This window comes from Skermanella aerolata KACC 11604 (assembly GCF_000936425.1).
Taxonomy (GTDB): domain Bacteria; phylum Pseudomonadota; class Alphaproteobacteria; order Azospirillales; family Azospirillaceae; genus Skermanella; species Skermanella aerolata.
The window spans coordinates 19250-43980 of the sequence record NZ_AVFK01000019.1; the positions used below are offsets into that span (position 1 = coordinate 19250).

25 protein-coding genes, 1 tRNA gene and 1 riboswitch are annotated in these 24731 nt (G+C 64.7%); of the genes, 17 read left to right on the forward strand and 9 right to left on the reverse strand.

Going from position 1 to position 24731, the window contains the following annotated elements:
• Positions 1 to 81: 81 nt before the first annotated feature.
• The 4 genes from N826_RS21425 to N826_RS21435 form a co-directional block, all read right to left on the reverse strand.
• A complete protein-coding gene (locus N826_RS21425; protein WP_052831734.1) occupies positions 82 to 1239 on the reverse strand; it encodes a DUF3616 domain-containing protein in 1158 nt (385 codons plus the stop codon).
• A gap of 83 nt (positions 1240 to 1322) precedes the next feature.
• Complete coding sequence (locus N826_RS43235) at positions 1323 to 1883, reverse strand: hypothetical protein (protein ID WP_147040459.1); 561 nt, start codon at positions 1881 to 1883, stop codon at positions 1323 to 1325.
• Positions 1884 to 1929: 46 nt separating this feature from the next.
• The gene (locus N826_RS21430; protein WP_147040457.1) at positions 1930 to 2196 is read right to left on the reverse strand and encodes a hypothetical protein; all 267 of its coding nucleotides are present in this window, start codon (positions 2194 to 2196) and stop codon (positions 1930 to 1932) included.
• A gap of 129 nt (positions 2197 to 2325) precedes the next feature.
• Positions 2326 to 3837: a UbiD family decarboxylase gene (locus N826_RS21435; protein ID WP_044432204.1), complete on the reverse strand. Its 1512-nt coding sequence runs from the start codon at positions 3835 to 3837 to the stop codon at positions 2326 to 2328.
• 130 nt (positions 3838 to 3967) lie between these two features.
• Here N826_RS21435 and N826_RS40355 point away from each other — a divergent pair, with 130 nt between their 5' ends.
• Positions 3968 to 4666, forward strand: a complete 699-nt coding sequence (locus N826_RS40355; RefSeq protein ID WP_052831737.1) for a gamma-glutamylcyclotransferase family protein — start codon at positions 3968 to 3970, stop codon at positions 4664 to 4666.
• Here N826_RS40355 and N826_RS21445 read toward each other — a convergent pair.
• Both N826_RS21445 and ubiA read right to left on the reverse strand, forming a co-directional pair.
• Entirely contained in the window at positions 4663 to 5349 is a 687-nt protein-coding gene (locus N826_RS21445) for a class I SAM-dependent methyltransferase (protein WP_084720991.1), read from the reverse strand. The two genes, N826_RS40355 and N826_RS21445, sit on opposite strands and share 4 nt — an antisense overlap.
• A 54-nt stretch (positions 5350 to 5403) precedes the next feature.
• Complete coding sequence (gene ubiA, locus N826_RS21450; RefSeq protein WP_044432205.1) at positions 5404 to 6339, reverse strand: 4-hydroxybenzoate octaprenyltransferase; 936 nt, start codon at positions 6337 to 6339, stop codon at positions 5404 to 5406.
• Between the two features lie 249 nt (positions 6340 to 6588).
• Here ubiA and N826_RS21455 point away from each other — a divergent pair, with 249 nt between their 5' ends.
• The gene (locus N826_RS21455) at positions 6589 to 6816 is read left to right on the forward strand and encodes a hypothetical protein (protein WP_044432207.1); all 228 of its coding nucleotides are present in this window, start codon (positions 6589 to 6591) and stop codon (positions 6814 to 6816) included.
• Positions 6817 to 7143: 327 nt separating this feature from the next.
• Entirely contained in the window at positions 7144 to 9600 is a 2457-nt protein-coding gene (locus N826_RS21460; protein ID WP_244619521.1) for a PAS domain-containing sensor histidine kinase, read from the forward strand.
• A 248-nt stretch (positions 9601 to 9848) separates the two neighbouring features.
• Here N826_RS21460 and N826_RS21465 read toward each other — a convergent pair.
• Together N826_RS21465 and N826_RS21470 are read right to left on the reverse strand one after the other, a co-directional pair.
• Positions 9849 to 9925 (reverse strand) — tRNA-Pro (locus N826_RS21465).
• A 120-nt stretch (positions 9926 to 10045) separates the two neighbouring features.
• The gene (locus tag N826_RS21470) at positions 10046 to 11068 is read right to left on the reverse strand and encodes a polyprenyl synthetase family protein (RefSeq protein WP_044432208.1); all 1023 of its coding nucleotides are present in this window, start codon (positions 11066 to 11068) and stop codon (positions 10046 to 10048) included.
• Positions 11069 to 11290: 222 nt separating this feature from the next.
• On the opposite strand from N826_RS21470, the gene N826_RS21475 reads away from it, so the two are divergent.
• The 11 genes from N826_RS21475 (at position 11291) to N826_RS21525 (ending at position 20471) form a co-directional block, all read left to right on the forward strand.
• Positions 11291 to 11506 carry a putative signal transducing protein gene (locus N826_RS21475; RefSeq protein ID WP_044432210.1) on the forward strand — a complete coding sequence of 72 codons (216 nt, stop codon included), beginning with the start codon at positions 11291 to 11293 and terminating at the stop codon, positions 11504 to 11506.
• A gap of 67 nt (positions 11507 to 11573) precedes the next feature.
• The gene (locus tag N826_RS21480; RefSeq protein WP_345769881.1) at positions 11574 to 12266 is read left to right on the forward strand and encodes a tRNA1(Val) (adenine(37)-N6)-methyltransferase; all 693 of its coding nucleotides are present in this window, start codon (positions 11574 to 11576) and stop codon (positions 12264 to 12266) included.
• A gap of 61 nt (positions 12267 to 12327) precedes the next feature.
• Complete coding sequence (locus tag N826_RS21485) at positions 12328 to 13188, forward strand: S49 family peptidase (RefSeq protein ID WP_084721015.1); 861 nt, start codon at positions 12328 to 12330, stop codon at positions 13186 to 13188.
• A 120-nt stretch (positions 13189 to 13308) separates the two neighbouring features.
• Positions 13309 to 13408, forward strand: a riboswitch (TPP riboswitch).
• Positions 13397 to 14554, forward strand: a complete 1158-nt coding sequence (thiO, locus tag N826_RS21490) for a glycine oxidase ThiO (protein WP_044432214.1) — start codon at positions 13397 to 13399, stop codon at positions 14552 to 14554. (Overlaps the previous riboswitch by 12 nt.)
• Positions 14555 to 14574: 20 nt before the next feature.
• Entirely contained in the window at positions 14575 to 14784 is a 210-nt protein-coding gene (gene thiS, locus N826_RS21495) for a sulfur carrier protein ThiS (RefSeq protein ID WP_044432215.1), read from the forward strand.
• 34 nt (positions 14785 to 14818) lie between these two features.
• Positions 14819 to 15589 (forward strand): thiazole synthase, encoded by a 771-nt coding sequence (gene thiG / locus N826_RS21500; RefSeq protein WP_044432217.1) that lies wholly within the window; start codon positions 14819 to 14821, stop codon positions 15587 to 15589.
• A 406-nt stretch (positions 15590 to 15995) separates the two neighbouring features.
• Complete coding sequence (locus tag N826_RS40360) at positions 15996 to 18014, forward strand: methyl-accepting chemotaxis protein (protein ID WP_244619519.1); 2019 nt, start codon at positions 15996 to 15998, stop codon at positions 18012 to 18014.
• Positions 18015 to 18137: 123 nt separating this feature from the next.
• Entirely contained in the window at positions 18138 to 18440 is a 303-nt protein-coding gene (locus N826_RS21510) for a helix-turn-helix domain-containing protein (RefSeq protein ID WP_052831740.1), read from the forward strand.
• Positions 18437 to 19753, forward strand: a complete 1317-nt coding sequence (locus N826_RS21515; protein ID WP_052831742.1) for a type II toxin-antitoxin system HipA family toxin — start codon at positions 18437 to 18439, stop codon at positions 19751 to 19753. Before N826_RS21510 ends, N826_RS21515 begins: the two co-directional genes overlap by 4 nt.
• Positions 19754 to 19881: 128 nt before the next feature.
• Positions 19882 to 20136 (forward strand): AbrB/MazE/SpoVT family DNA-binding domain-containing protein, encoded by a 255-nt coding sequence (locus N826_RS21520; RefSeq protein WP_052831744.1) that lies wholly within the window; start codon positions 19882 to 19884, stop codon positions 20134 to 20136.
• Complete coding sequence (locus N826_RS21525; protein ID WP_052831747.1) at positions 20133 to 20471, forward strand: type II toxin-antitoxin system PemK/MazF family toxin; 339 nt, start codon at positions 20133 to 20135, stop codon at positions 20469 to 20471. Before N826_RS21520 ends, N826_RS21525 begins: the two co-directional genes overlap by 4 nt.
• 253 nt (positions 20472 to 20724) lie before the next feature.
• Here N826_RS21525 and N826_RS21530 read toward each other — a convergent pair whose 3' ends face one another.
• Positions 20725 to 20988, reverse strand: coding sequence for a type II toxin-antitoxin system Phd/YefM family antitoxin (locus N826_RS21530; protein ID WP_044432220.1), 264 nt, complete (start codon positions 20986 to 20988; stop codon positions 20725 to 20727).
• Between the two features lie 169 nt (positions 20989 to 21157).
• Between N826_RS21530 and N826_RS21535 the strand changes: the two genes are divergently transcribed.
• From N826_RS21535 to glyS, 3 genes are all read left to right on the forward strand, one after another.
• Positions 21158 to 21394, forward strand: coding sequence for a hypothetical protein (locus N826_RS21535; RefSeq protein WP_044432221.1), 237 nt, complete (start codon positions 21158 to 21160; stop codon positions 21392 to 21394).
• 127 nt (positions 21395 to 21521) lie between these two features.
• A complete protein-coding gene (locus tag N826_RS21540; protein WP_084720993.1) occupies positions 21522 to 22493 on the forward strand; it encodes a glycine--tRNA ligase subunit alpha in 972 nt (323 codons plus the stop codon).
• 17 nt (positions 22494 to 22510) lie between these two features.
• Positions 22511 to 24616, forward strand: a complete 2106-nt coding sequence (glyS, locus tag N826_RS21545; protein ID WP_044432345.1) for a glycine--tRNA ligase subunit beta — start codon at positions 22511 to 22513, stop codon at positions 24614 to 24616.
• The last annotated feature ends 115 nt before the right edge of the window (positions 24617 to 24731 follow it).

Consider the following 24731-nt stretch of genomic DNA (forward strand, 5'->3'; position numbering starts at 1 on the left):
ACCGGAGCGGCAGCGGAAACCACCAAGGGTAAACCCATGTCCCTGTCAGCCAACGCCCTACATGCACATGGCTGGGTTGCGTCAGGCTTTCTTCGGCAGCGGAAACACGTCGGCAGCCACCCCGGCGCCATCGGGAGCGAGCCGGTCGGGTGACGGGTTGTCGTAGACGACCAGGACGGCAGCCGGTTCGCCCGGCCGGTCGAACAGGGTGGCGCCCTCCGCATGGTCGATGCCGGCGCCATAGGGGATATCCATCACCCGCTCCAGCCGGTCGCGCGGGATGACGGTTTCCTCCCGCTGGTTCCAGGCGCCGCGCCAGCGGTACAGCACGACAGGACCGTCCAGGTCCATGGTCGGCCCGGCCAGGATCAGCAAATCGTCGCCTTCCAGCGACATCTCGCGGATGCCCAGGCCGTCGAGATCAAGGAAATGCTTGCGGTAGCGCTCGCCGTCGGGTCCGATCCGGCGCAGCTTCAGCCCGGTGGACTTGGCGTTCCTGCCCTTCTCCGTGACCTCCAGTTCCAGGATCACCGCCCAGCCGCGCAGCACCGGCCCACGCATGCCCAGGAACACCCGCTCGCCGCGCGCCGAAATACCTTCGATGTCGAAGCCGTTGTCCTTGGACGGGATCGCCATGAAACGGCTGAGGTGCTCGTCCTTGGCCAGCGCCTTCGACAGCGCGTTGGCCCCGCCCGCCTCCATCTTCAGCCGGCCGGCGGTCAGCTCGTCGCCGCCCTCCTCCTTCGCCGGCGCCGTCCGGCACAGGGTATAGATGCCGTCCTCGCCGTCCCGGACCAGCGGGACGCGTCCCAGCAGATAGCGGTTCGGCTCGCACTCGATCCTGGTCAGCCGCTCCAGCGCCTCCTCGATCCCGTGCTTGTCCGGGTCCGGCTTCTTGCGCTTCAGGCTGTGCGACCCGCAGATCCAGAGATAGTCGCCATCGACCGACAACCCCTCGATATCCACCTCCCCCTCGACCGGCAGGTCGAAGAAATCGGTCAGCTTGTACGGCGTATGCTTGCCGAAGGTCCGCCAGTCCTCCGTCGTCAGCCGCTCGATCGTATCTGTCTCATCCGACGCCACCCACAGACAGCGCCCCGACTGCTTGATGACCGACAGGTTGTTGCGCAGCGGCTCCGTGACCTGCTCGCCTAGGGCGTCATGGTGCCGGAAGTCCAGCATGACCCGCTGCGGCTCCGCCGGCGTCTTGAGGTTCGTCTTCTTCTTCCCGGCAGCCATAGAGGCTCTCCCCAGCGCTTCTGTTCCGCCATCAGAGTGCGGGGAGAGTGTTTGCGTGTGCAAGGGCGCAAAGCGCACGCCTGCTAATGAAACCGGTGGGAAAGTCCTGGATTGCGGAACTTGTAAGGAACCCAGATCCCGCGCCGCATATAGGCTTCAAAGAAAAACAGCATCGCCGACAGGTCGCGCTCGATATCCGGATGCAGATCGCCGACGAATGGCTCCGGCCATGTTGCCCGACCATGGAATGTCATGATGAAGCGTCTCAGTATCAGCGGATCTATGCTGAGAAAGCTGCCTAGTCCAAGACGGTTGAATGCGGATATCGCAGCGAAAGTAATGTTGACGTAATCCACATAGCTGGCGCTCGCATGGCGGCAAATCAGTGGTCGCGCAGACATAATGCCAAAGATATGCGCAGTCATCGCCAGAATGGGAAGATCCAATAGCCGAGTAGTCGGGTTGGCTGTCAAGTGCCTCAGAACTTGATCGGCTACTTCCATGGCTTGAGCGGCTTGGCAGATATCGAAGCTCAAATCATCCGCATTCGCCGATTGCATGCTCGTCTGAATATTACGCCATTCAGCGTTGAAAATTCTTTTTAGCCAAAATGCACTGTCTTGTGCGTATTCTACAAAATCCATAGTAGGAATGCTTCAGATGTTGAAATGAGATCCCCTTCAAAGCCGTTCAACGGGGAGCATGTTTCAACATCTCCCGTATCATTGCGTTTATCTCTTTTTCATGCTTGATGGCATGAGCAACTGCCGCCTCATGGTCGTTGAACAGGGCAATGTCTCGCGCTTCCTGAATGCGCCCGCCGAAGATGAAGGCCGCTATATTCCATCCGACTTGAACGACAGGCTTGAACCTCCTGCGCAAGCGCTCCTTCCATCTTAGAAGCGTTCCGGAAAAATCCGTTTCGTTCCGATGCGGTTCCCGTGGATGGGCGGTCACTGGCGAATTCCTCTGATCTGCGGGAGATCGCCAGTCTTGACCACACGGCGGTACCCACGATTTCGAGGTATGATAGCGCGGAAACCTGCCGGAGGCTAATGCCGATTACAAGTTTGCCTGTACCCACCCTCACTTCCAGATCGGCTTACCGTGCAGCGGGATGCCGTAGCTGTCCCACTTGCGCGTGACCTCCTTCACGACATCCTCGTCCATCCGCAACTGCTGGCCCCATTCACGCTTGGTTTCCGGCGGCCATTTGTTGGTGGCGTCCAAGCCGACCTTGCCGCCGAGCCCGCTTTCCGGGCTGGCGAAGTCCAGGTAGTCGATCGGCGTGCCCTCGACCACGGTAATGTCGCGGGCCGGGTCCATGCGGGTCGAGACGGCCCACATCACGTCTTTCCAGTCGCGCGCGTTGATGTCGTCGTCCACGACGATCACCCACTTGGTGTACATGAACTGCCGCAGGAACGACCAGACGCCCATCATCACGCGCTTGGCGTGGCCGGGGTAGGCCTTCTTCATCGACACCACCGCGATCCTGTACGAGCAGCCCTCAGGCGGCAGCCAGAAGTCGACGATCTCGGGGAACTGCTGGATCAGCAGCGGAATGAAGACCTCGTTCAGCGCCTCGCCCAGCACGCTCGGCTCGTCCGGCGGACGCCCGGTGAAGGTGGAGAGATAGATCGGGTTCCGCCGCATCGTGATCGCGGTGACGTGGAAGACCGGGAACGGCTCGACCGCGTTGTAGTAGCCGGTGTGGTCGCCGTACGGCCCCTCGTCGCCGTATTCGTCCAGGCTGACCAGCCCCTCGATCACGATCTCGGCCTGTGCCGGCACCTTGAGCGGGATCGTCTTGCAGTCCACCAACTCGACCTTGCGTCCGCGCAGCAGACCGGCGAACTGGTATTCCGACAGGGTGTCCGGCACGGGGGTCACGGCGGCCAGGATCGTCCCAGGATCGGCTCCCAGCACGGCGGCGGCCGGCAGAGGCTCCCGCTTGCCTGCCGCCGCCCAGCGGCGGTGGTGCTGGGCGCCGCCCCGGTGCTTCAGCCAGCGCATCAGCGTCGTGTTCCGCCCCGTCACCTGCATGCGGTAGATGCCGAGGTTGTAGTCGTCCTCCCGCTTCTTGCCCGGCCCCTTGGTGACCACCAGCGGCCATGTGATCAGCGGGGCCGGCTCGCCCGGCCAGCAGCCCTGGATCGGCAGCCGGCCAAGGTCGATGTCGTCGCCTTTCAGAACGACCTCCTGGCAGGGCGCCGACGACACCGTCTTCGGCTTCATGGACAGGACGGTCTTGACCAGCGGGATCATCTCCATCGCCTCGCGGAAGCCGCCCGGCGGCTCCGGCTGGCGCAGGAACGCCAGCGTCTCGCCGACGCCACGCAGCTCGTGCGGTTCGCGGTCCATGCCCCAGGCGACCCGCTCGACCGTGCCGAACAGGTTGATCAGCACCGGCATCTCGTAGCGCGACCCGTCCGGCTTCACGACATTCTCGAACAGCACCGCAGGCCCCTGCTGCGCCAGCAGCCGCGTGTGGATCTCGGTCATTTCCAGCGCAGGGGAAACCGGCGTCTTGACGCGCACCAGCCGGCCCGAGCGTTCCAGCCGGTCCATGAAATCGCGCAGGGAAGAATAGGGCATGGCAAGAGCATCTCTGAATGTCGGGAACGTCGAAAGCCTGGAGCCGCTTAACATCGGCGAACATAGGGCCACGTCAAGCGGATAGAGCACCCGGCTTGACGAAGACGGCTGGCGGCGGCACGGTTCCGCCATGACGACACTGGACCTGAAGACGCTGATAGCACTCGCCACCGGATATCCCTATGAGTTTCCGGCCTGCTCCTACCTGTTCGCCGACCACGCCCGTCACCCGCTGCCCGCCGATATCCTCGGCGAGTTGACCGGCCGAATCCCCGTCATCGCCTGCGGCTCCAACCGGGCGCCGGAACAGCTCGCCCGCAAGTTCCGGGACTGGCCGCTGCCGCTCCGCATCCCCGTCCTGTGCGCCAAGCTGGCCGGGTTCGACGTGGTCTATTCGGCCCACTTCACCCGCTACGGCGCCGTGCCCGCGACGCTGCACCCCTGCCCCGGCGCCACGGTGGACGTCGCCGTCCAGTGGCTCACCCCGGCAGAGCTTGAGCGGATGGACGCGACCGAGGGCATCGGCATCAACTACGACCGCCATCACCTGACCGGCATCGACCTGGAAATCGAAGGCTTTGGTACGATCCACGCCGCCGAAACCTACCTGAGCCGCCGAGGCCCCCTGATCGACCGGGACACTCCCGTCGCCCTCGAAGCCATCCACTGCGCTGGCCGCGCATGGCCAGCCTTGAACCAGCACGGCGTCCTCGGCCTGACCCGCCTGCGGCTGGCCCCGAAGGCGACGCTGGACAGCTTCATCCACGCCATCGTCACCGACGCGGACTATCGGCTCCGCCTCATCGAACTGCTGGCGAAGGCTGCCTAGTCGCCCAGCAGCCGCCAGACCACCGTGTCCCGGACCTCTCGGTCCTCCAGGTCGAGGGAGGTCGGCACCGCGAACTTCGCCAGAGCATCGAGCCCTGTCTTCGGCACATAGGCGCGCCCGGGATCGCCGATGATCACCAGCACCCCGTTCCGCGCCAGTCCGCGCAGCCAGCCGATCACCCGCTCCGCCATCGGCTTCTCGTAGCAGATGTCGCCCGCCAGGATGACGTCGATATCGGGCAGCGGCAGGCCTACGATATCGTCGCAGACAACCCGTACCGCGACCTCGTTCGCCTCGGCGTTCAGGCCGACGACCATGGCCGCGAAGTCGTCGATCTCGACCGCCACGACCTCCACCGCTCCGGCCTTCGCCGCCGCGATCGCGACCATGCCGCTACCCGCCGCGAAGTCCAGCACCCGCTTGCCCGCCACCAGTTCCGGCACGTCCAGCACATGGCGTGCCACCGCCTGCCCGCCCGGCCAGGCGAAGGCCCAGTAGGGCGGCGGCAGGTTGACGGCGGCCAGCGTCGTTTCGGTCGCCTCCCACAGCGGCGTCACTTCGGTTGCCAGATGCAGACGGACTTCCGGCAGCATCGGCGGCGCCGTCAGTTCGGTGTTCGCCAGGATGAAGGCGCGCCTGTCAAAGATCGGAGCGGCGGCGGGTTCGATGATCAAGCTTGTCATGTCAGTCACAGGCTCACACGGCACTCCCGGTACGCAAGGAGAATCCATCGCCCCCTACAGCACATGCCCCGCGACGATTGCGCCCAGGACCAGCCAGCCGAACCAGCGGTTCGACTTGAACTTGACCAGACAGTCCGCCGGATCGTCCGGCCGCCACGTTCCGACCTGCCATGCAAGCTGGATCAGCGCCGCCGTCATCAGCATCTGGAACCAGAAACCCAGGCCCGCCAGCAGGCCTGCCGCCAGCAGCCCGCCATAGGTCAGCGTGTAGAAGCCGTAGATCCAGATCTTGGACGCTTCGCCCAGCCGGAGCGCCGTCGACTTGACGCCGATGCGGGCGTCGTCCTCCTTGTCCTGGTGGGCGTAGATCGTGTCGTAGCCCAGCGTCCAGACGATCCCCGCCGCGTAGAGCACCAGCGCCGGCAGGTCCAGGCCACCCGTCACCGCCGACCAGCCGACCAGCGCGCCCCAGTTGAACGTCAGGCCCAGGAACGCCTGCGGCCACCACGTGATCCGCTTCATCGTCGGATAGGTGAAGACCAGCGCCAGCGACGCCGCCCCCAGCAGGATGGTGAAGCCGTTGAACTGGACCAGCACCAGCAGCCCGACCAGAAGCTGGAACACCAGGAACGCCAGCGCCTGCTTCACCGAGACCTGCCCGCTCGGGATCGGCCGGCTTCGCGTCCGCTCGACCATGCCGTCGATGTCGCGGTCCAGGATGTCGTTGACGGTGCAGCCGGCCCCGCGCATCACCACGGCGCCGATGCCGAACAGCGCCATCATCCACGGGTCCGGCCAGCCCTGGGTCGCCAAAGCCTGCGACCACCAGCACGGAAACAGCAGCAGCCACGTCCCGATCGGCCGGTCCAACCGGGCCAGCTTCAGATAGGGCCGGACCGGCGCCGGAGCGAATCGGTCGATCCAGCCGTCGGGCCGGATGTCGGTATGGGCTTGCCGGCCGGGCCGGGCTGGTTGTTCCAGGGAGGTCATCTGCTATATCGCTTGATCTGAAACACCGGAGAATCGGGCGAAGGTGCCCCACTCTAGCCGAGACCGGCCGGCCATGGCACGCGCTCATCCGCCGGATTCTTCCGGGATGCAGCCCAGCGTGCGGCCCAATGTGCGGCATGAAGGCTCAAACGTCATAGATCCATAGAAACAGTGTCGGTACCCGGACCCGATGTCCTAAGACACTCCCCTGATCCAGCCCATATCCAGCAAAGTCACGGGAGAGCGGCAATGGCCCGCAAGAAACAAGCGACCGACAATGCCTTCGTGCTGTTCGACGTCCTGTACCAGGACGGCGCCCGCACATCCAACCGCAAGGTGCCCAGCGAATTGCTCGGCGGCCTTGACGGCGACGAACCGGCAAAGGCTCTGATCGAGGAACAGGACCGTAAGATCGCCGAGATGTCCGGCAACCCGCGCGGACCGATCAAGAGCATCACCCGATCGCCTAATCAATAGATCTTTTCAGCCCTTTCGATATAAAAGCGGTGACTGGTGGCGCGCCAAAGGCGCCGCCGGCCTTTCACCCAAAGGTTAATATACCCTCGATCTTTCGGAAAAATTGCGCTGTTCCACTCAATCATGCTCACGCCATGGGCGTAATGATGGACTAGCGCCGTCCAGTTATGTAACGTCGCTCGATGGCTGAGTTAAATCAGGTTAACTAATACCCTCCCCGTGATAACCCTGGCGACCAAACATAAACTCCTCCTGGCTGCGGCCGGCGCGGCTCTGACGACGGCACTGCCGCACGCTCACGTAGCGTATGCGCAGGTGCCCGGCGCCGTGACCGGTGGCACAGCCGTTCCCGGCTTCGGCACGCTGGCTCTGGTGGGTCTCGCCGGTGCCAGTCTGGCCGGCATCCTGTGGCAGAATCTCCGCAGCCGCCGCCATGCGCGCCGCTCGGCGGATCTGCAAGCGCAGGTGGACAGGCTCGAAGCTTTCCTGACCGCCTCCCCCGATGCTTGGTGCGGCTGGAGCGCCGGCGGCACCCATGCGGTCTCGCCGGCATTCGCGAGCCTGCTCGGCGTCGCCCGCTGCGACCGGCTGGAGGATATCGAGAACGCGCTGGAAACCAGCGACGCCGCGGCACTCAACGGCGCTTTCGGCCATCTTCGCCTGACTGGACAGCCTTTCCAGATCGTCGTCACCACCGCCGACGGCGCCCGCGTGCTCGAGTTGAGCGGCTCGCGCGGCTCGGGAAGGTCGGGCGGCGAGTCCTTCGACGTGCTGTGGGCACGCGACATCGGCGATGTAACGGGCGAGATCAAGCGGCAGACGCAGGCCCGCAACGCGGCGCTCCAGACCATCGCGGAGTTCCATGCCGCCCTCGACCTGATTCCCTATCCGATCTGGCTGCGCGCCAAGGACCTGTCGATCGTCTGGTGCAACAAGGCCTACGCCGACGCGGTCGAACTCGGGCGCGACGAGGCGATCGAGCAGCAGCGCGAGCTGGCGACCGACGCCCAGCGCGGCTCGGGCCGCCGGCTGGCCGAGCAGGCGACCGCCGCCGACGCTCCCCGTTCGGAAACCCAGCACATGGTGATCGACGGCGCCCGCCGGCTGGTCGAGATCACGGAAATCCCGTTCCCCGCCGGGACGGCCGCCGGAGCAATGGTCGCCGGCTTCGCGCTCGACCTGACCGCGCAGGAGGACCTGCGCCGCGAACTGAGCCGCCACGTCTCCGCCCATGGCGAAGTGCTGGAACAGCTCGGCTCCCCGATCGCTATCTACGGCGCCGACACTCGCCTGCTCTTCTACAACCAGGCCTATGTCTCGCTCTGGGGCCTGGACGTGAAGTGGCTCGAGTCGGAGCCGACCTACGGCGAGATCATGGAAGACCTGCGCGCCCGGCGCCGGCTGCCGGAACACGCCGATTTCCCGCGCTACAAGCGCGAGCAGCTCGCCAAGTTCACGTCCCTGATCGAGCCGGCGGAAGACCTGCTCCACCTGCCCGACGGCACGACGCTCCGGATGCTGCTGGTGCCGCACCCGTTCGGCGGGCTGATGTTCATCCTGGAGGACGTCACCAACGCGCTGGCGCTGGAGTCTTCCTACAACACGCTGATGGCCGTCCAGCAGGAGAGCCTGGACAACTTGGCGGAAGGCATCGCCGTGTTCGGCGGCGACGGCAGGCTGAAGCTGTCCAACCCGGCCTATGCCCGGATCTGGAACCTGCGGCAGGAAGACCTCAACGGCGAACCCCACCTGGTCGAGCTGGTCGAGAAGATGAAGCACTTCTTCGACTATGGCGACGACTGGGAAGGCTTCAAGCGCGAGACCATCGCCGGAACGCTGGAACGCGCCGCCGGCAACGGCCGGCTGGAGCGCGTCGACGGCTCCGTGGTCGAGTTTTCCAGCGTGCCGCTGCCCGATGGCGCCGTCCTGACCAGTTTCCTCGACGTGACCGACAGCGTCCGGGTCGAACAGGCCCTGAGGGAACGCAACGCGGCGCTGGAAGCGGCGGACCGTCTGAAGTCGGAGTTCATCGCCAACGTCTCATACCAGCTCCGCACTCCGCTGAACGCGATCATGGGCTTCGCAGAGATCCTGGCGAACCAGTATTTCGGCCCCCTGAACGATCGCCAGCTCGAATACAGCCGCGCCGTCCTGGACAGCGGCCAGCGCCTGCTGCTGCTGATCAACGATATCCTGGACCTCGCCACCGTCGAGGCCGGCTACATGGTCCTGGAGCGCGCTCCGGTGGACATCCCGGCGATGCTGGGCAGCGTGATCGGCCTGACCCGCGACTGGGCACGGAAGCAGAGCCTGAAGCTGGACGTGGACTATGCCGACGACATCGGCACCATCGACGCCGACGAGAAGCGCCTGAAGCAGGCCGTCTTCAACCTGATCAGCAACGCCATCAAGTTCACGCCGCCCGGCGGCAGGATCCTGGTTTCCGCCGAACGGATCGGCGGCTCCTTCGTCCTGGCCGTGACCGACACCGGCATCGGCATCCCGGCCGCCGATCAGGAACGCGTCTTCGGCCGCTTCGAGCGCGCCAACCCGCAGGCCCGCCAGACCGGGGCCGGACTCGGCCTGTCCCTGGTCAAGAGCTTCATCGAGCTGCACGGCGGCCGCGTCGAGATCGACAGCCGCCTCAGCGAAGGCACCTGCATCCGCTGCATCCTGCCCGCCCGCTCCACCTCCGACACCCCCGCCACGACCACAGGCCCGGCAAGCCCCACCAGCCCGGCCACCCCCGCCGGAGCATTGCGGGCCGGCAACGGCGCCGGCTGAGACTTTCCCTCCAGCAGCGTAAACGCTCCTGCCGTCATGTCGGGCTGAAGAGGCCTGATCCCCAAGACAGTTTGCTACGCAAGTACGCTTGGAACACCGGAAATGTCGGGGAACAGGAGCACTCCGGCGTAGGTCGTGCCTCTTCAGCCCGACATGTGACGTCCCAGGCCGGCCAGTGCTCAATGCTCCGGTGTTATGTCTCCCAACGCAAAAAGGGCTTCGGCGATGCCGAAGCCCTTTTTGCGTCATGGTCGGAGTGAGAGGATTCGAACCTCCGGCCCCTGCCTCCCGAAGACAGTGCTCTACCAGGCTGAGCTACACTCCGATACCCTGGACCACCCCAATTCAACGACCTTTTTCAAGGCCGCCGCGTCGCGGCGTGGGCGGGTATATACCGGCAAGAACGGCCCCGCGCAAGCGCCGAATTCCAGGCCACGCGGACTTTTTAGAACTCCCGGTCGATCACGAAATCGATGACGTCCAGCAGCGCCGTCTTCTCCTCGCTGTCGGGGAAGATCCCCAGGGCATCGCGCGCGATCGCTCCGTAGTGCCGTGCCCGCTCCACGGTGTCGCGCAGCGCGCCGTGCTGGTTCATCAGGCCGATCGCCTTGTCCAGGTCGCCGTCGCCCTGCTCCATCTCTTCCAGGGCGCGGTTCCAGAAGACCCGCTCCTCGTCGCTGCCGCGCCGGTAGGCCAGGATCACCGGCAGGGTGATCTTGCCCTCGCGGAAGTCGTCGCCGACGGTCTTGCCGAGCCGCGCCTGAAGGGCGGAATAGTCCAGGACGTCGTCCACCAGCTGGAAGGCGATGCCCAGGTTCAGCCCATAGGCGAACAGCGCGTCCTCCTCCACCGACGGACGATCGGCCACGACGGCGCCGATCTGGCAGGCGGCCGCGAACAGCTCGGCCGTCTTGGAGCGGATGACGTCCAGATAGGCCTGCTCGCTGGTGCCGGTGTCGTTCGACGTGGTGAGCTGAAGCACCTCCCCTTCCGCGATCACGGCGGAGGCATGTGACAGGATGCGCAGCACGTCGAGCGACCCGTCCTCGACCATCAGCTCGAAGGCGCGGCTGAACAGGAAGTCGCCGACCAGCACGCTGGCCTTGTTGCCGAACACGGCATTGGCCGAGGCAAGCCCGCGCCGCAGGTCGCTTTCGTCCACGACGTCGTCGTGCAGCAGCGTGGCGGTGTGGATGAACTCGACGCAGGCCGCCAGCCCCTGGTGCCGGTCGCCGCCGTAGCGGCACAGCCGCGCCGAGGCGAGCGTCAGCACCGGCCGCAGCCGTTTGCCGCCGGCGGCTACGATGTAGCCGGCCAGTTGGGGGATGAGTTCGACCGGGGACTGCATGCGGTCGATGATGAGGGCGTTGCAGGCCTTGAGGTCGTCTGCGACCAGGACCGTCAGCTTATCGAGTGCGTTCACGTCCGGGGTTGATCGTTTCAGGCTGAGGTTGGTCACGACCGCCAATTTGGTCTCCAGCATGGCGTGGCAGGGCACGAGATGATAGCGAGCATAAGGACAGGACTTCGCTGGTCAAGTCCGCTGTCGAAATCGCCGCGGATGAGTTGATATCGTCTAATGTCATTCTAGCATCGAAACAAGATCCACCGCGCGGTTTTCCGACCTCTCTTCCCGTGCTATTCACGGATGGCGCGCCCGACGACTGAACGCGCACGATGGGGACGATTGATGAAGGAACTCCTGCGGACGGTCGACCCCGTACTGTTGTCGTGGCTGACGGCGCTGCTGGCCGACGCCGGCATCGAGGCGGTCGTGCTGGACACCTACACCAGCATCCTCGAAGGCAGCATCGGCGCGATCCCCCGCCGCCTGATGGTGGTGGAGGAAGACTACGACGCCGCCCGCCGCATCCTGGTGGAGGCGGGCCATTTCCCCCGTCCCTGATCCGGCAGGCGAACCGCCCGATCGCTCCCCCTGGTCGGAAGACCGCCTGCTCGACGGCCGCATCAGCCTGAAACAGCCGCGCCAGGGCTACCGTGCCGCGATCGATCCGATCCTGCTGGCGGCGGCCACGCCGGCATTGCCGGGCGAACGCGTCCTCGATGTCGGGGCCGGCGTGGGAGCGGCATCGCTGTGCCTGGCCTTCCGCGTTCCCGGCGCCCATGTCACCGGCCTGGAACTGCAATCCGATCTGGTCGAGCTTGCCGCCGCCAATATCCGCGACAACGCCCTGGAAGGCCGCGTCGGCATCCTCGCCGGCGACCTGCAATCTCCACCCGCCTGCCTGCCCCCCTCCGGCTTCGACCGGGTGATGTCCAACCCTCCCTTCCAGAAGGCCGGCACGCACACCCCGCCGCCGGGCGCCGGCCGGGCGCTGGCCCATGGCGAAGGCTCCGCCGATCTCTCCGCCTGGATCGCCTTCTGCACCCGCATGCTGAAGCCACGCGGCACTTTGACGCTGATCCACCGCGCCGACCGTCTCGACGACCTCATAGCACTGCTGCACGGCCGGTTCGGCGCCGTCACGCTGATACCGCTCTGGCCGAAAGCCGGGCGTCCCGCCAAGCGCGTCATCGTCACCGCGCGCCGGAACGCGCGCAGCCCGGCCATCATGTCCCCCGGCCTCGTGCTCCACGAAACCGACGGCAGCTTCACCCCTGCGGCGGAAGCCATCCTCCGCCATGGAAAGACGCTGGAACCCTGACCGGCAGGCTTTTATTCCAGCCGATTTGCTCCATCTATATTCCATGTTGATCCGCCGCATCATGACCGCCTTCGGTCGCAAGCCCGCCCCCATCGTTTCCGTCATTCGCCTTTCCGGTGTCATAGGTGCTGGAGGGGCGCTCCGTCAGGGCATCACCTTGTCGGCGCTCGCTCCCGTGATCGAGCGCGCCTTCGCCGTCCCCGGCCAGCAGGCGGTGGCGCTCCAGATCAACTCGCCCGGCGGTTCGCCGGTCCAGTCGGCCCTGGTCGCAGGCCGGATCAGGCAGCTTGCCGACGAGAAGAAGGTGCCCGTCTTCGCCTTCGCGGAGGATGTGGCCGCATCGGGCGGCTACTGGCTCGCCTGCGCCGCCGACGAGATCTATGCCGACACCAGCTCGATCATCGGCTCGATCGGCGTCGTTTCCGCCGGCTTCGGCTTCCAGGACCTGATCGCCCGCTACGGCATCGAGCGGCGCGTCCATACGTCGGGCACCCGCAAGGCGATGCTCGACCCGTTCCAGCCGGAAAACGACGACGACGTCATCCGCCTGAAGGCGATCCAGGCCGAAATCCACGACGCCTTCAAGGGGATGGTGCGGGATCGCCGGGGCGGACGCCTGAAGGGGACCGACGACGACCTGTTCACGGGGGAGTTCTGGACGGGAACCCGCGCGCAGGAGCTTGGCCTGATCGACGGGCTGGGCGATCTCCGCACCGTCATGCGCGGCCGCTTCGGCGAGAAGGTCAAGCTGCGCCTTGTCCAGGGCGACCGCCGCTGGTGGCGCGGCCGCGTCCGTTCGGAAACGTCCCTGCCCTCTTTGCTGCCGACCGGGCTCCTTGCGTCCGGATTGGCCGACGACTTCGCCCATGCCGTCATCGGCGCGGTGGAGGAACGGGCGATGTGGTCGCGTTTCGGCCTGTGACCGGTAGAACAGTGACCGCCTTGCCGCCTGCCGGTTTTTCCACCCGACGGTAAGAACACTCCGCAATACCGGGCGATGCGGGGTTGCGCCGCGCAACCTCGCGGGCTTTAATGGCCTCGAAATATCTGGCTGGGGTGCCGCTTCGTTCTTGAGCGGCTGAGATCATACCCATCGAACCTGTTCGGATCATGCCGACGAAGGGAGCCCCTTGACGACATCACCTCTATCTTCATCCTCCGTTCTGATCGTCGGCGCCGGCGTCATTGGCCTCGGCATCGGCTGGCGTCTGGCCGCAGCCGGATGCCGAGTCCATGTCTTCGACAAGGGCAACGCCGGCTTGGGCGCCAGCCAAGCCGCCGCCGGCATGCTGGCCGCCGGAGTGGAGGTTGAGCCCGGCGAGGAAGGCCAGCTTCCGCTGAACCGCCACAGCCAGCAACTCTGGCCCTCCTTCGCGGCGGAATTGGAAGCAGCCTCCGGCATGGAAATAGACCTTCGGACCGAAGGCACGCTGGTCGTGGCCCTGAACGCCGACGACGCCGCCCGTCTGCGCTTCAACTTCGACCTTCAGAAGAGCCTCGGCCTCGACCACCAGTGGCTGACCGGCGGAGAGGCGAAGAAGCGCGAACCCTACCTGCACACCAACACCGTCGCCGCCATCTTCAGCCCCGGCGACCACCAGGTGGACAACCGCAAGCTCGCCAAGGCGCTGCGCATCGCGTTCGAACGGGCCGGCGGCCAGTTGCACGAGCACGCCCCCGTCGCCGAAATCCTGACCGAAGGCAACCGGGCCGTCGGTGTGAGGCTGGAGAGCGGCGACTTCCATCACGCCGATACCACCGTACTGGCCGCGGGCGCATGGTCGCGCGCGATCCCCGGCTTGCCCGATCTCGCCCGTCCGCCGGTCCGCCCGGTCAAGGGCCAGATGGCCGCACTCCGCATGGACCCGAATGAGCCGCTGCTGCGCCACGTCGTCTGGACGCCCAGCGTCTATCTGGTCCCCCGCCGCGATGGACGTCTGGTCATCGGCGCCACGGTCGAGGAGCGCGGCTTCAACACCGATCTGACGGCGGGAGGTGTCATGTCGCTGATCGAGGGTGCATGGCGCACCCTGCCCGGCATCGAGGAACTGCCGATCGACGAACTCTGGGTCGGCTTCCGCCCCGGCTCGCGCGACGACGCGCCGATCCTGGGGCCTTCCGGCCTCGACGGCCTCGTGCTCGCGACCGGCCACCACCGCAACGGCATCCTTCTGACGCCGGTCACGTCGGACGCGATATCCGACCACATCCTGACCGGCCGGACCTCCGATGTCATCCGCCCCTTCGGCCTGGACCGATTCATCAGAAAAGCGGCATCGAACCGCTGAGATCCCAGGAGGGAATCGCAATGACCCAGCATATCCAAGTCAACGGCAAGCCGGAATCGCTGGCCGCCTCGACCCTCGACGCGCTGCTGCACGCCAAGGGAGTGGCGCCCGGCGCCAAGGGCGTGGCCGTGGCGCTGAACGGGATGGTCGTCCCGGCGGCCCACTGGCATGAGACCACCCTGTCTCCCGGTGACGAGCTGGAAATCGTCCGCCCCTTCTCCGGCGGCTGAAACGCCGCCCCCGCAGCACCGAGATACCGTAATCATGACCGACACATTGGAAATCGCCGGCCGCCACCTCAATTCCCGCCTGTTCATCGGGACGGCGGGTTACCCGAACCGTCAGGTGATGCTGGACGCCATCACCGCCAGCGGAGCGGAGGTCGTCACCGTCTCCATCCGCCGCATCAGCCTGGAAGGCTACGCCGAGAGCATGGTGGACATGCTGGGCTCCGACTATGTCCTGCTGCCCAACACGGCAGGCTGCTCCACCGCCCGCGAAGCCGTGCTGACCGCCAAGCTCGCCCGTGAAGCCCTGCAAACCAACTGGATCAAGCTGGAAGTCATCGGCGACCGCGAAACCCTGCACCCCGACGTGATCGAGCTGCTGAAGGCGACCGAGGAACTGGTGGCCGACGGTTTCACCGTCCTGCCCTATTGCAACGACGATCCCGTCTCCTGCCGCAAGCTGGCCGACGCCGGAGCCGCCGCCGTGATGCCGCTCGGTTCGCCGATCGGCTCCGGCATGGGCATCGCCAACCCGCACGCGATCGAGTTGATCTGCTCCCGAAGCTCGGTTCCGGTCGTCTTGGACGCTGGCATCGGCACCGCATCGGATGCGGCACTGGCCCTTGAGCTCGGATGCAGCGCCGTGCTGCTCAATACGGCCGTAGCGAAGGCCCGCGACCCGCGCCGCATGGCCGCCGCCATGCGCTCCGCCGTCGAAGCCGGACTGGCCGCCCGCGAAGCCGGGCGCATCCCGAAGCGGACATACGCCGAACCCTCCAGCCCGCAATTGGGCTTGATCGGTACGTAGACTGACGGTGTTCGAGCGTCTCGGGCATAAAAGACAGTCAACCAAGACATCTATGCCGTCTTGGTTGACTGTCTGCACAAAGCGGATTTTTGCAAAATGCAAAAAATACAATGGTTATGATTTAGCAAAATGCCAACCAACTGCTTTTTGCTTCTGCGGTGATTACCTACTAAAGATATAGCACGTTTCTAGGATACCAGTGAGTATCGAGGCTCCATCCACAATCCCATTCTCTCGATAAGCCTGAAGATTTAGGCATCAAGGATTAATCCTTTTTGGCATCGTGTGTGCATTTCCCCGCCCTATGGAAGCCGGACGCGGGCCAGCCACTGTTTGGCTGACTGCATGTCCGGCATTTCGCATGGCTGCCGGAACACGCAATCAGATGACAGGAAGACTCAGCACCATGAATCCAATAAGAGGTTTCCAGAACGCGAAGCTCGGCGTAAAACTTGGGTTGGGCTTCGTCGTCATGCTGTCCATTTCCTTGACGCTCGTCGCGAACGACCAGCGCTCCATGAGCAGTTCCGAGGAAAGCTTCGGTGACTTCGGCCGGATCGCGACCAATAGCTTGCTGATCGCCAACGTAGAGAAAGGACTGCTGGGCACCGCCGTTTCCGCACGTGATTACCAGCTTGCTCCGACCGCGGAAAATATGGCGAAACTCGATAGCAGCCGGCAACTCTTCCAAGACACGCTAAAGACCGCGCGAGATGCGATCAAGAACCCGGAAAGAACTCGCATCCTGGCGGAAATGGGTGAAACCCAGAACAGCTATGACAGCACCGTCGTCAAAACAACCAAATTGATCGATACGCAAATGCGTATCCTTAGCGAGGAAATGACCCCGCTGGGTGTCAGCGTCCGGCAAGCTATCTCCGATACCAACGACCTTGCCCAGAAAGCCAATGACCTCGAACTCTCCAGCGATCTCGGCAAGATCAACGAATCTTTCCTGCTTGCCCGGTTGAGCGTTTATAAGTTCCTCCAATCCAACAACCTTGATGATCAGAAGCGGATCAATGAAGAGTTGAAGGAAGCAGAGGATGCATTGAAAGACGCCTTGAGCAAACCGAACGACGCGTCGCTCAATCAGCGCCTCACATCGATCGGTGCGGACGTTCCCAGGTATCGGGCCATGGCCGACAAGTTCACGGATGCCACCGCTCAGCGCAACCAGTTGGCGATGGAAGCCGCTCGCCTGCGAGGAACCTTGCTGGGTCAGATCAACAAAGTAATGGAGAGCCAGAAAGCCGATCAGGACAAGCTTAAGCAGCAGGTGGCACAGGACTTCAGCACCGCCCGCTGGTTCGCCTGGAGCGGCCTGGCTGTGGCTTTGCTGATCGGAGTACTCTGCGCCTTCGGCCTGACGCGGACCATCGCCGGCGCCGTCCAGACCATGACCAGGGCCATGCAGGCATTGGCCCAGGGCGACACCAAGGTCGAGATCCCCGCCCGCGGCCGAGGCGACGAGATCGGCGCCATGGCTGCCGCCGTACAGGTCTTCAAGGAAAACGCCATCGAGCGGATCAGGCTTGAAGCGGAACAGGCGGCCGAAAACGAGGCCAAGGAAAAGCGGACCCGAGCCGTGGAGCGACTGATCGGCGATTTCGACGGCCAGATGGCGTCCATCCTGCGCACCGTCTCGTCCGCCGCAACCGAACTGGACAGCACCGCCCAGAGCATGTCGGCAACCGCCGAAGAGACCAGCCGGCAGGCCACGGCGTCGGCCGGTGCCGCCGAACAGACCTCCGCCAACGTCCAGACCGTCGCCTCGGCGGCGGAGGAGATGACCGGTTCCCTGATGGAGATCTCCCGTCAGGTCAGCCGCTCCACCGGCATCGCCAACGACGCGGTGAACCAAGCCGAGCAGACCGACGCCACGGTTCAGGGCTTGGCGCAAGCGGCGCAGAAGATCAACGAGGTGGTCGAACTGATCTCGAGCATCGCCGGCCAGACCAACCTGCTGGCGCTCAACGCCACGATCGAGGCCGCCCGCGCCGGCGAACACGGCAAGGGCTTCGCGGTGGTCGCAAGCGAAGTGAAGAACCTCGCAAACCAGACCGCCAAGGCGACGCAGGACATTACCGCCCAGATCGCCTCGATCCAGGACGAGACCAACGGCGCCGTCACGGCGATCCGGGGCATCGGCGGCACCATCCGCCAGATGAACGAGATCACCACGACGATCGCCGCCGCGGTGGAGGAGCAGAACGCCGCCACGGCGGAAATCTCCCGCAACGTCGCCCAGGCCGCCGCCGGCACCCAGGAGGTCTCGCTGAACGTCGGTCAGGTCATGGAAGCATCGGCCCAGACGGGTTCCGCCGCGACCCAGGTGCTGGGAGCGGCAAGCGAATTGTCGCAACAGGCCGAAATGCTCCGCACCGAAGTCGAACGCTTCCTGGCCGGCATCCGCGCTGCATGATGCCAATCCCCCGCCCCGGCGGAAGCGCCGGGGCGGGGTTCCGCAAGTGACGCTTTAGCTATTAATAAACTCAGTAGATAATATATTATCTATTATATCGTGGTTCAGCACTATATGGATAACATGTTATCTCCTGAGTTCGCTTCGCCCGCTGATATCTGCCACGGCATCGCCCAACGGTCCCGTGCCGCCCGTCTGGCAGCCGACCTGAGTCAGGAAGGCTTGGCCGAACGGTCCGGGGTGAGCCTGGGCACGCTGAAGCGGTTCGAGCACACGGGGGCGGCCTCCCTTGAGGTGGTGGTCCGCATCGCCTTGGCGCTGCGCCTGGAAAGCGGGTTCGAGGGCCTGTTCGTCCTGCCGAAGTTCACGTCCCTCGACGAAGTCATCGCAACGCCCCGGAAGCGCCTGAGGGGCAAGAAGAAGTGACAAAGCGGAAAACGGGACCGTTCCGCCCCATCCCGCTGCTGAACGTGGAGATCGATCTGGACGGCGTCCGGCGTCAGGTTGGCCGCCTGGCGTGGCGCGACCGCGTCGCATACTTCGAATACGATCAGGCGTTCCTCACCAGCGGCCTGGATCTGTCCCCCTTCCGCCTGAAGTTGGGTCCCGGCCTGATGGAAGGCCCGCCAAGGCCGTTCGACGGCCTGCATGGCTTGTTCAATGACAGCCTGCCGGATGGCTGGGGCCGCCTTCTGATGGACCGCAAGCTATACCGGATCGGCCTGCATCCCGGACAGTTGACACCCCTGGACAGACTGGCCTGGGTGGGAGCCCATGGCATGGGCGCGCTGATATATCGTCCCGAGCATCCGCCCCTGGCCGAGGGCTACGATGGCATGCTCGACCTGGACAAGCTCGCCGGAGAAGCGCGGAAGGTGCTGAACGATAGCCCCCGCGCCGTGCTGGACGAGCTTTTGGCAGTCGGTGGATCGCCCCACGGCGCCCGGCCGAAAGCGCTGGTCGGCTTGGCGAACGACCACAGCCTCCTGATTCACGGTGTCGATGAGATGCCCGAAGGCTTCGATCCCTGGATGGTCAAGTTTCGGGCAGCCGCCGACCCCATCGACATCGGCGCCATCGAAAATGCCTATGCCGGCATGGCCGGAGCGGCCGGCGTGGACATGCCGCCGACCAAGCTGTTCCCGGCCAGGAAAGGACCCGGCTTTTTCGGCATCAAGCGGTTCGACCGCGTCTACAACAGGCGGGTCCACATGCATACCGTCAGCGGCCTGCTGAACGCGTCGCATGAACACCCCAGCATCGGCTATGGCCATCTGCTCAGGGTCGCCTGGACCCTGGTACGCCGTCAAAGCGCCGTCGAACAGATTTTCACGCGGATGGCCTTCAACGTATTCGCCTTCAATCGCGATGACCATACCAAGAACCACAGCTTCATGATGGCGCCGGACGGCGCCTGGCTGTCGGCCCCCGCCTATGACGTGACGTTTTCCATGGGCCACGGCGGGGAACATGCGCTGGATGTCGCCGGAAGCGGCAACCCCAGCATCGAACATGTTCTCAAACTGGCGGACGAGGTCGGCATCGGCCGGAGCAAAGCCCAGGAAATCATCGATCGGGTCCGATCCGCAACGTCTCGCTGGCCGGAATTCGCCGCCGCCGGCGGCGTATCGAAAAAGTCCCTCGCCGTCATCGATCTTCACCTGAACGGCCCACGCAAGCCGGCCCGCCGGCCTCGCCCGGCGGGCGGCGCCGCCGTGGAAACGGGAGGCCGCCCGTGAAGCAGGACGCATCCCGAAGCGCACCTATGCCGAAGCTTCCAACCCGCAGTTGGGCCTGATCGGCACCTGACCGGTACGATGCTGATTGCTCCGGAAGCCACCAGCCATCAGGATATATTGCGGATATCATGGAGGACATGATGCAAGTTCAATTGGCTCGCGGGGGCAACAGCTTGGGGGTGCGGATTCCAAAGGAATTAGCTGGCCGGCTCGGCCTGAAAGACGGCGCTCGGGTTGAAATCGAGGCTGAAGGGGATCGTCTCGTAATCAGGACTGATCGTCCGTACTACAGGCTTGAGGAACTTCTGACCGGAATAACCCCGGAGGACATGCGCGAAGCGTTCGACTGGGGGCCTGACGTCGGCCGGGAAGTGGTGGATTGATCTACGAACCCGATGAAGGCGATCTGATATGGACCGACTTCGATCCGCGCGTGGGGCGTGAGCAGAGTGGCCGACTACCGGCTGTCGTCGTTTCTCCAGTGGCTTTCTGGCAGTCGACACGCCTCGCCATAGTCTGCCCGATCACATCGCGGATTCGTCCCTTTGGAACGAGCGTCGTGCTTCCTGAAGGCTTGGCGGTGGCCGGCGAAGTGCTGACAAGCCTCGTTCGAAGCATCGACACGATAGCCCGCCCGATCACCTACGCCGGCGGCAAGGTTCCCCCGGCGGTGCTGGCGGACCTGCGTACGAAGCTGGCCGCACTGATGGGGATGTGAAGGGCGGAAGAGGCCCGACCTACAAAAGCAGCGCGGGCAAAAGCACGCTGGCGTAGGTCGGGCCTCTTCAGCCCGACATCTGACGTTCCAGGCCGGTCAATGTTTAATGCCCTTGGATTATAACGGAGCCGCAAAATCAGACCTGTCAGCGCGCCGGTGTTGGGCCACGGCCCAACCTACGGGCTCCTGCTTCGTAGGTTGGGCCGTGGCCCAACACTTGCCTACCGCCGGTCAAAGTCTTCGGCTTTTGATATCAGTCCTTGATTTCGCGATCATAGGCATGCGCTTCCGCAGGTGAGCGCGACGCTTCGAGTGCGGCAATGTCCGCATCGGTGAAATCCTCAAGTCCGAGCACCTGCCGATCACGGCGCTTGAGGCGCTCATAATCCTCCCTTGATATCGGCACGGTACTCTCGCGCCTGTTGCGAGTGACGGCCACGGGGCGGCGCAGTGCCAGATCCTGATAGCGTCCAATGTTGCGCTGAAATTCCGCAGCCGAAACCTTGAGAGTATCCATCACCCTACCCTTATGGAAATCATGCAAGTTATATAACTTGGAATGGCGTCCGCTGTAGATGCCGTTTCCCACAACGCTTTGTGTCCAGAGACAAGCATTCCGACATCCTCCCAATCACAACCCACCACCATCCTTGACCGCCCCCGCCCCGCCGCCGTAATGAAGACGCATGTTTTCAAAGATCCTCACCCTCATCCTGCTGATCGCCGTCGTCTGGTACGGCTACCGGTACGTCGCCCGGATCAATGCCAGGATGGAGGCGAAGCGGAAGCTGGACGCCAACGAAGGCGGTCTGCCCCGTCCGCGCCCCAATGCGGAGGAAATGATCCGCTGTCCGGCCTGCAACGTCTATGTGTCGGCAACCAAAGCGACCAGTTGCGGGCGGCCCGATTGCCCCTATCGTTGAACTGCCCTCCGTCACCCCCGATCCGGTCCCCAATCTGGTCCAAGGAACGACCCGCCCGCACTTGATTCCGGCAGACTGCCCGCGTATCGTCCACGCACTGCAACAAAACGATAAAGTGTGAACGACCATGGCGCCTGCAAGCGCGGCGACCCAGACCTCCGGATCGGCGGAATCCAGCGGTTCCAAGCGGCCTCTCAGTTTCCAGGGCTTGATCCTCAAGCTCCAGAACTTCTGGGCGGAGCAGGGCTGCGTCATTCTCCAGCCCTACGACATGGAAGTGGGCGCCGGTACGTTCCACCCGGCGACGACGCTTCGAGCACTTGGGCCGCAGCCGTGGCGCGCCGCCTATGTCCAGCCGTCGCGCCGCCCCAAGGATGGCCGCTACGGCGAGAACCCGAACCGGTTGCAGCACTATTATCAGTTCCAGGTCATCCTGAAGCCGTCGCCGGCGGACGCGCAGGACCTCTACCTGAAAAGCCTCTACGCGCTGGGCATCGACCCGGCGCTGCACGACATCCGCTTCGTCGAGGACGACTGGGAAAGCCCGACGCTGGGCGCCTGGGGCCTCGGCTGGGAAGTCTGGTGCGACGGCATGGAAGTCACCCAGTTCACCTACTTCCAGCAGGTCGGCGGGATCGAGTGCGATCCCATCGCGGTCGAGCTGACCTATGGGCTTGAACGCCTCGCCATGTATGTCCAGGGCGTCGAGAACGTCTACGACCTCGACTTCAACGGGGCCGGCGTCCGCTACGGCGACGTGTTCAAGCGGGCGGAGATCGAGTATTCCGCCTTCAACTTCGAGCATGCCAACACCGACCGCCTGCTCCAGCACTTCAAGGACGCCGAGGCCGAGTGCCAGTCCCTCCTGAACGAGAAGCTGGCCCTCCCCGCCTATGACCAGGCCATCAAGGCCAGCCACCTGTTCAACCTGCTGGATGCGCGCGGCGTGATCAGCGTGGTCGAGCGGGCCGCCTATATCGGACGGGTCCGCACCCTCGCCAAAGGTTGCTGCGAAGCCTGGATCGCGGGATCTCCGTCGACGGACGGAAAGCCGCCGGTCGCTTCCGATGCGGCACCGCCTTCCGGCCCCACCTCCTGATCGAACCGCCGGATATCATGCCCCAGCTTCTTATCGAACTGTTCTCCGAAGATATTCCGGCACGCATGCAAGCCCGTGCGGCCGAGGATCTCCAGCGCCTGATCACCACCAAGCTGGCGGCGGCCGGGCTTGAGATCGGATCGTCCCAAGCCCACTCCACGCCCCGCCGTCTGGCGCTGGTGGTCGAAGGCCTAGCCGCCCGCACGGCGGATGTGAAAGAGGAACGCAAAGGCCCGCGCGCCGGCTCGCCCGAGCAGGCGGTCGCCGGATTCCTGCGCGGCGCCGGCCTTGCCAGCCTGGACCAGTGCGAACAGCGCGACACCGGCAAGGGCGTCTTCTGGTTCGCCGTGACCGAGAAGCCCGGCCGCGATACCGCCGAGGTTCTGCCCGGCCTGATCAACGAGACGATTCGCGAGTTCCCCTGGCCCAAGAGCATGCGCTGGGCCACCGGCGCCTTCCGCTGGGTCCGGCCGATCCATCACATCCTTGCCGTCTTCGACGGGAAGTTGCTGGAAGGCTCGTTCGACCTCGGCGGAAAAGTCGGAATGATGACATTTACCGACAGGACGCGGGGGCATCGTTTTCTCTCGCCCGACTCCGTCATCCCGGCCGGCAACTTCGACGCGTACCGCGACGGTCTGCGGGATGCCCACGTCGTCCTGTCCCGCGACGAACGCCGCGCCAAGATCGCCGCCGATGCGGCCGAGGTCGCCGGCAGCCACGGTCTCGTCGTCGCCCCCGACGAAGGGTTGCTGGACGAGGTCACCGGCCTCGTCGAATGGCCGGTCGTGCTGAGCGGCGCCATCGACCAGCAGTTCATGGACGTCCCGCCGGAGGTGCTGACCACCTCGATGCGGACGCATCAGAAATACTTCGCGACGACGGATGCCACCGGCAAGCTGGCTCCCCGCTTCGTCGTGGTCGCCAATACCACCACCTCGGACGGCGGCGCCGCCGTCATCGCCGGCAACGAACGCGTCCTGCGCGCCCGCCTGTCGGACGCCAAGTTCTTCTGGGACCAGGACCGCAAGGTGAAGCTGGAGGAACGCGTCCCGTCGCTCGACGCGGTAACCTTCCACGCCCGCCTCGGCACCGTTGCCGAGAAGGTTTCCCGGATGGAAACGCTGGCCGCCGAACTGGCGGCCTTCATCCCCGGCGCCGATGCCGATCAGGCGCGGCTGGCGGCCCGGCTCGCCAAGGCCGACCTCGTCACCGGCATGGTCGGGGAGTTCCCGGAGCTTCAGGGCGTCATGGGCCGCTACTATGCGCTGGGCGAAGGCCTGGGCGCTCCGGTCGCCGACGCCATCGCGGAACATTACAAGCCGCTCGGCCCGACTGACCGCTGCCCGACGGCGCCGGTCAGCGTCGCTGTGGCCCTGGCCGACAAGCTGGATACCCTCGTCGGGTTCTTCGCGATCGACGAGAAGCCGACGGGTTCCAAGGACCCCTATGCGCTGCGCCGCGCGGCATTGGGCGTGATCCGGCTGATCGTGGAAAACGGCCTGCGGCTGGAACTGACCAAGGTCTTCGCCCTGGCGCACAAGCTCCAAGGCGCCGACAAGCTGATCCCGGCTTACGATGTCGGCGGCCAGCTGCTCGACTTCTTCGCCGACCGCCTCAAGGTAGTGCTGCGCGACCGGGGCGTCCGCCACGATCTGGTTGACGCCGTCTTCGCGCCCGGCTCCCGGGAGGGTGGAGAGGACGATCTGGTCCGGTTGCTCGCCCGTGTCGAGGCGCTTCAGGGTTTCCTCGGCAGCGACGACGGCGCCAACCTTCTGGTGGCATACCGTCGCGCCAGCAACATCGTCCGGATAGAGGAAAAGAAGGACGGCCGTACCTACGGCGATGCTCCGGAAGCGGGCTTGCTGGAACTGGCCGAGGAAGAGACGTTGTTTAAGTCGTTGGCGGCAGCGGAAAAGAACGCAGTACCGCTTCTGGCGGCTGAAGATTTCGCAGGGTGCATGGGAGCACTGGCGGCACTGCGCGCACCGGTGGATGCTTTCTTCGACAAAGTAACGGTCAATGCCGATCAGCCCCCATTACGTGTAAACCGCCTGCGTCTTCTCAGTCAGATACCCGCGACCTTGAATCGCATTGCGGACTTCTCCAGAATTGAGGGATAGATCGCTAAGAGCGGCGACCATGACGCTTGACGGCAAACGGGCGCGGCCTGATGTCGCGGGTGAAACCGGGATGCCGTTCAAAACGTTTCCTGACGCCGCGCTACGAACGGCAGGA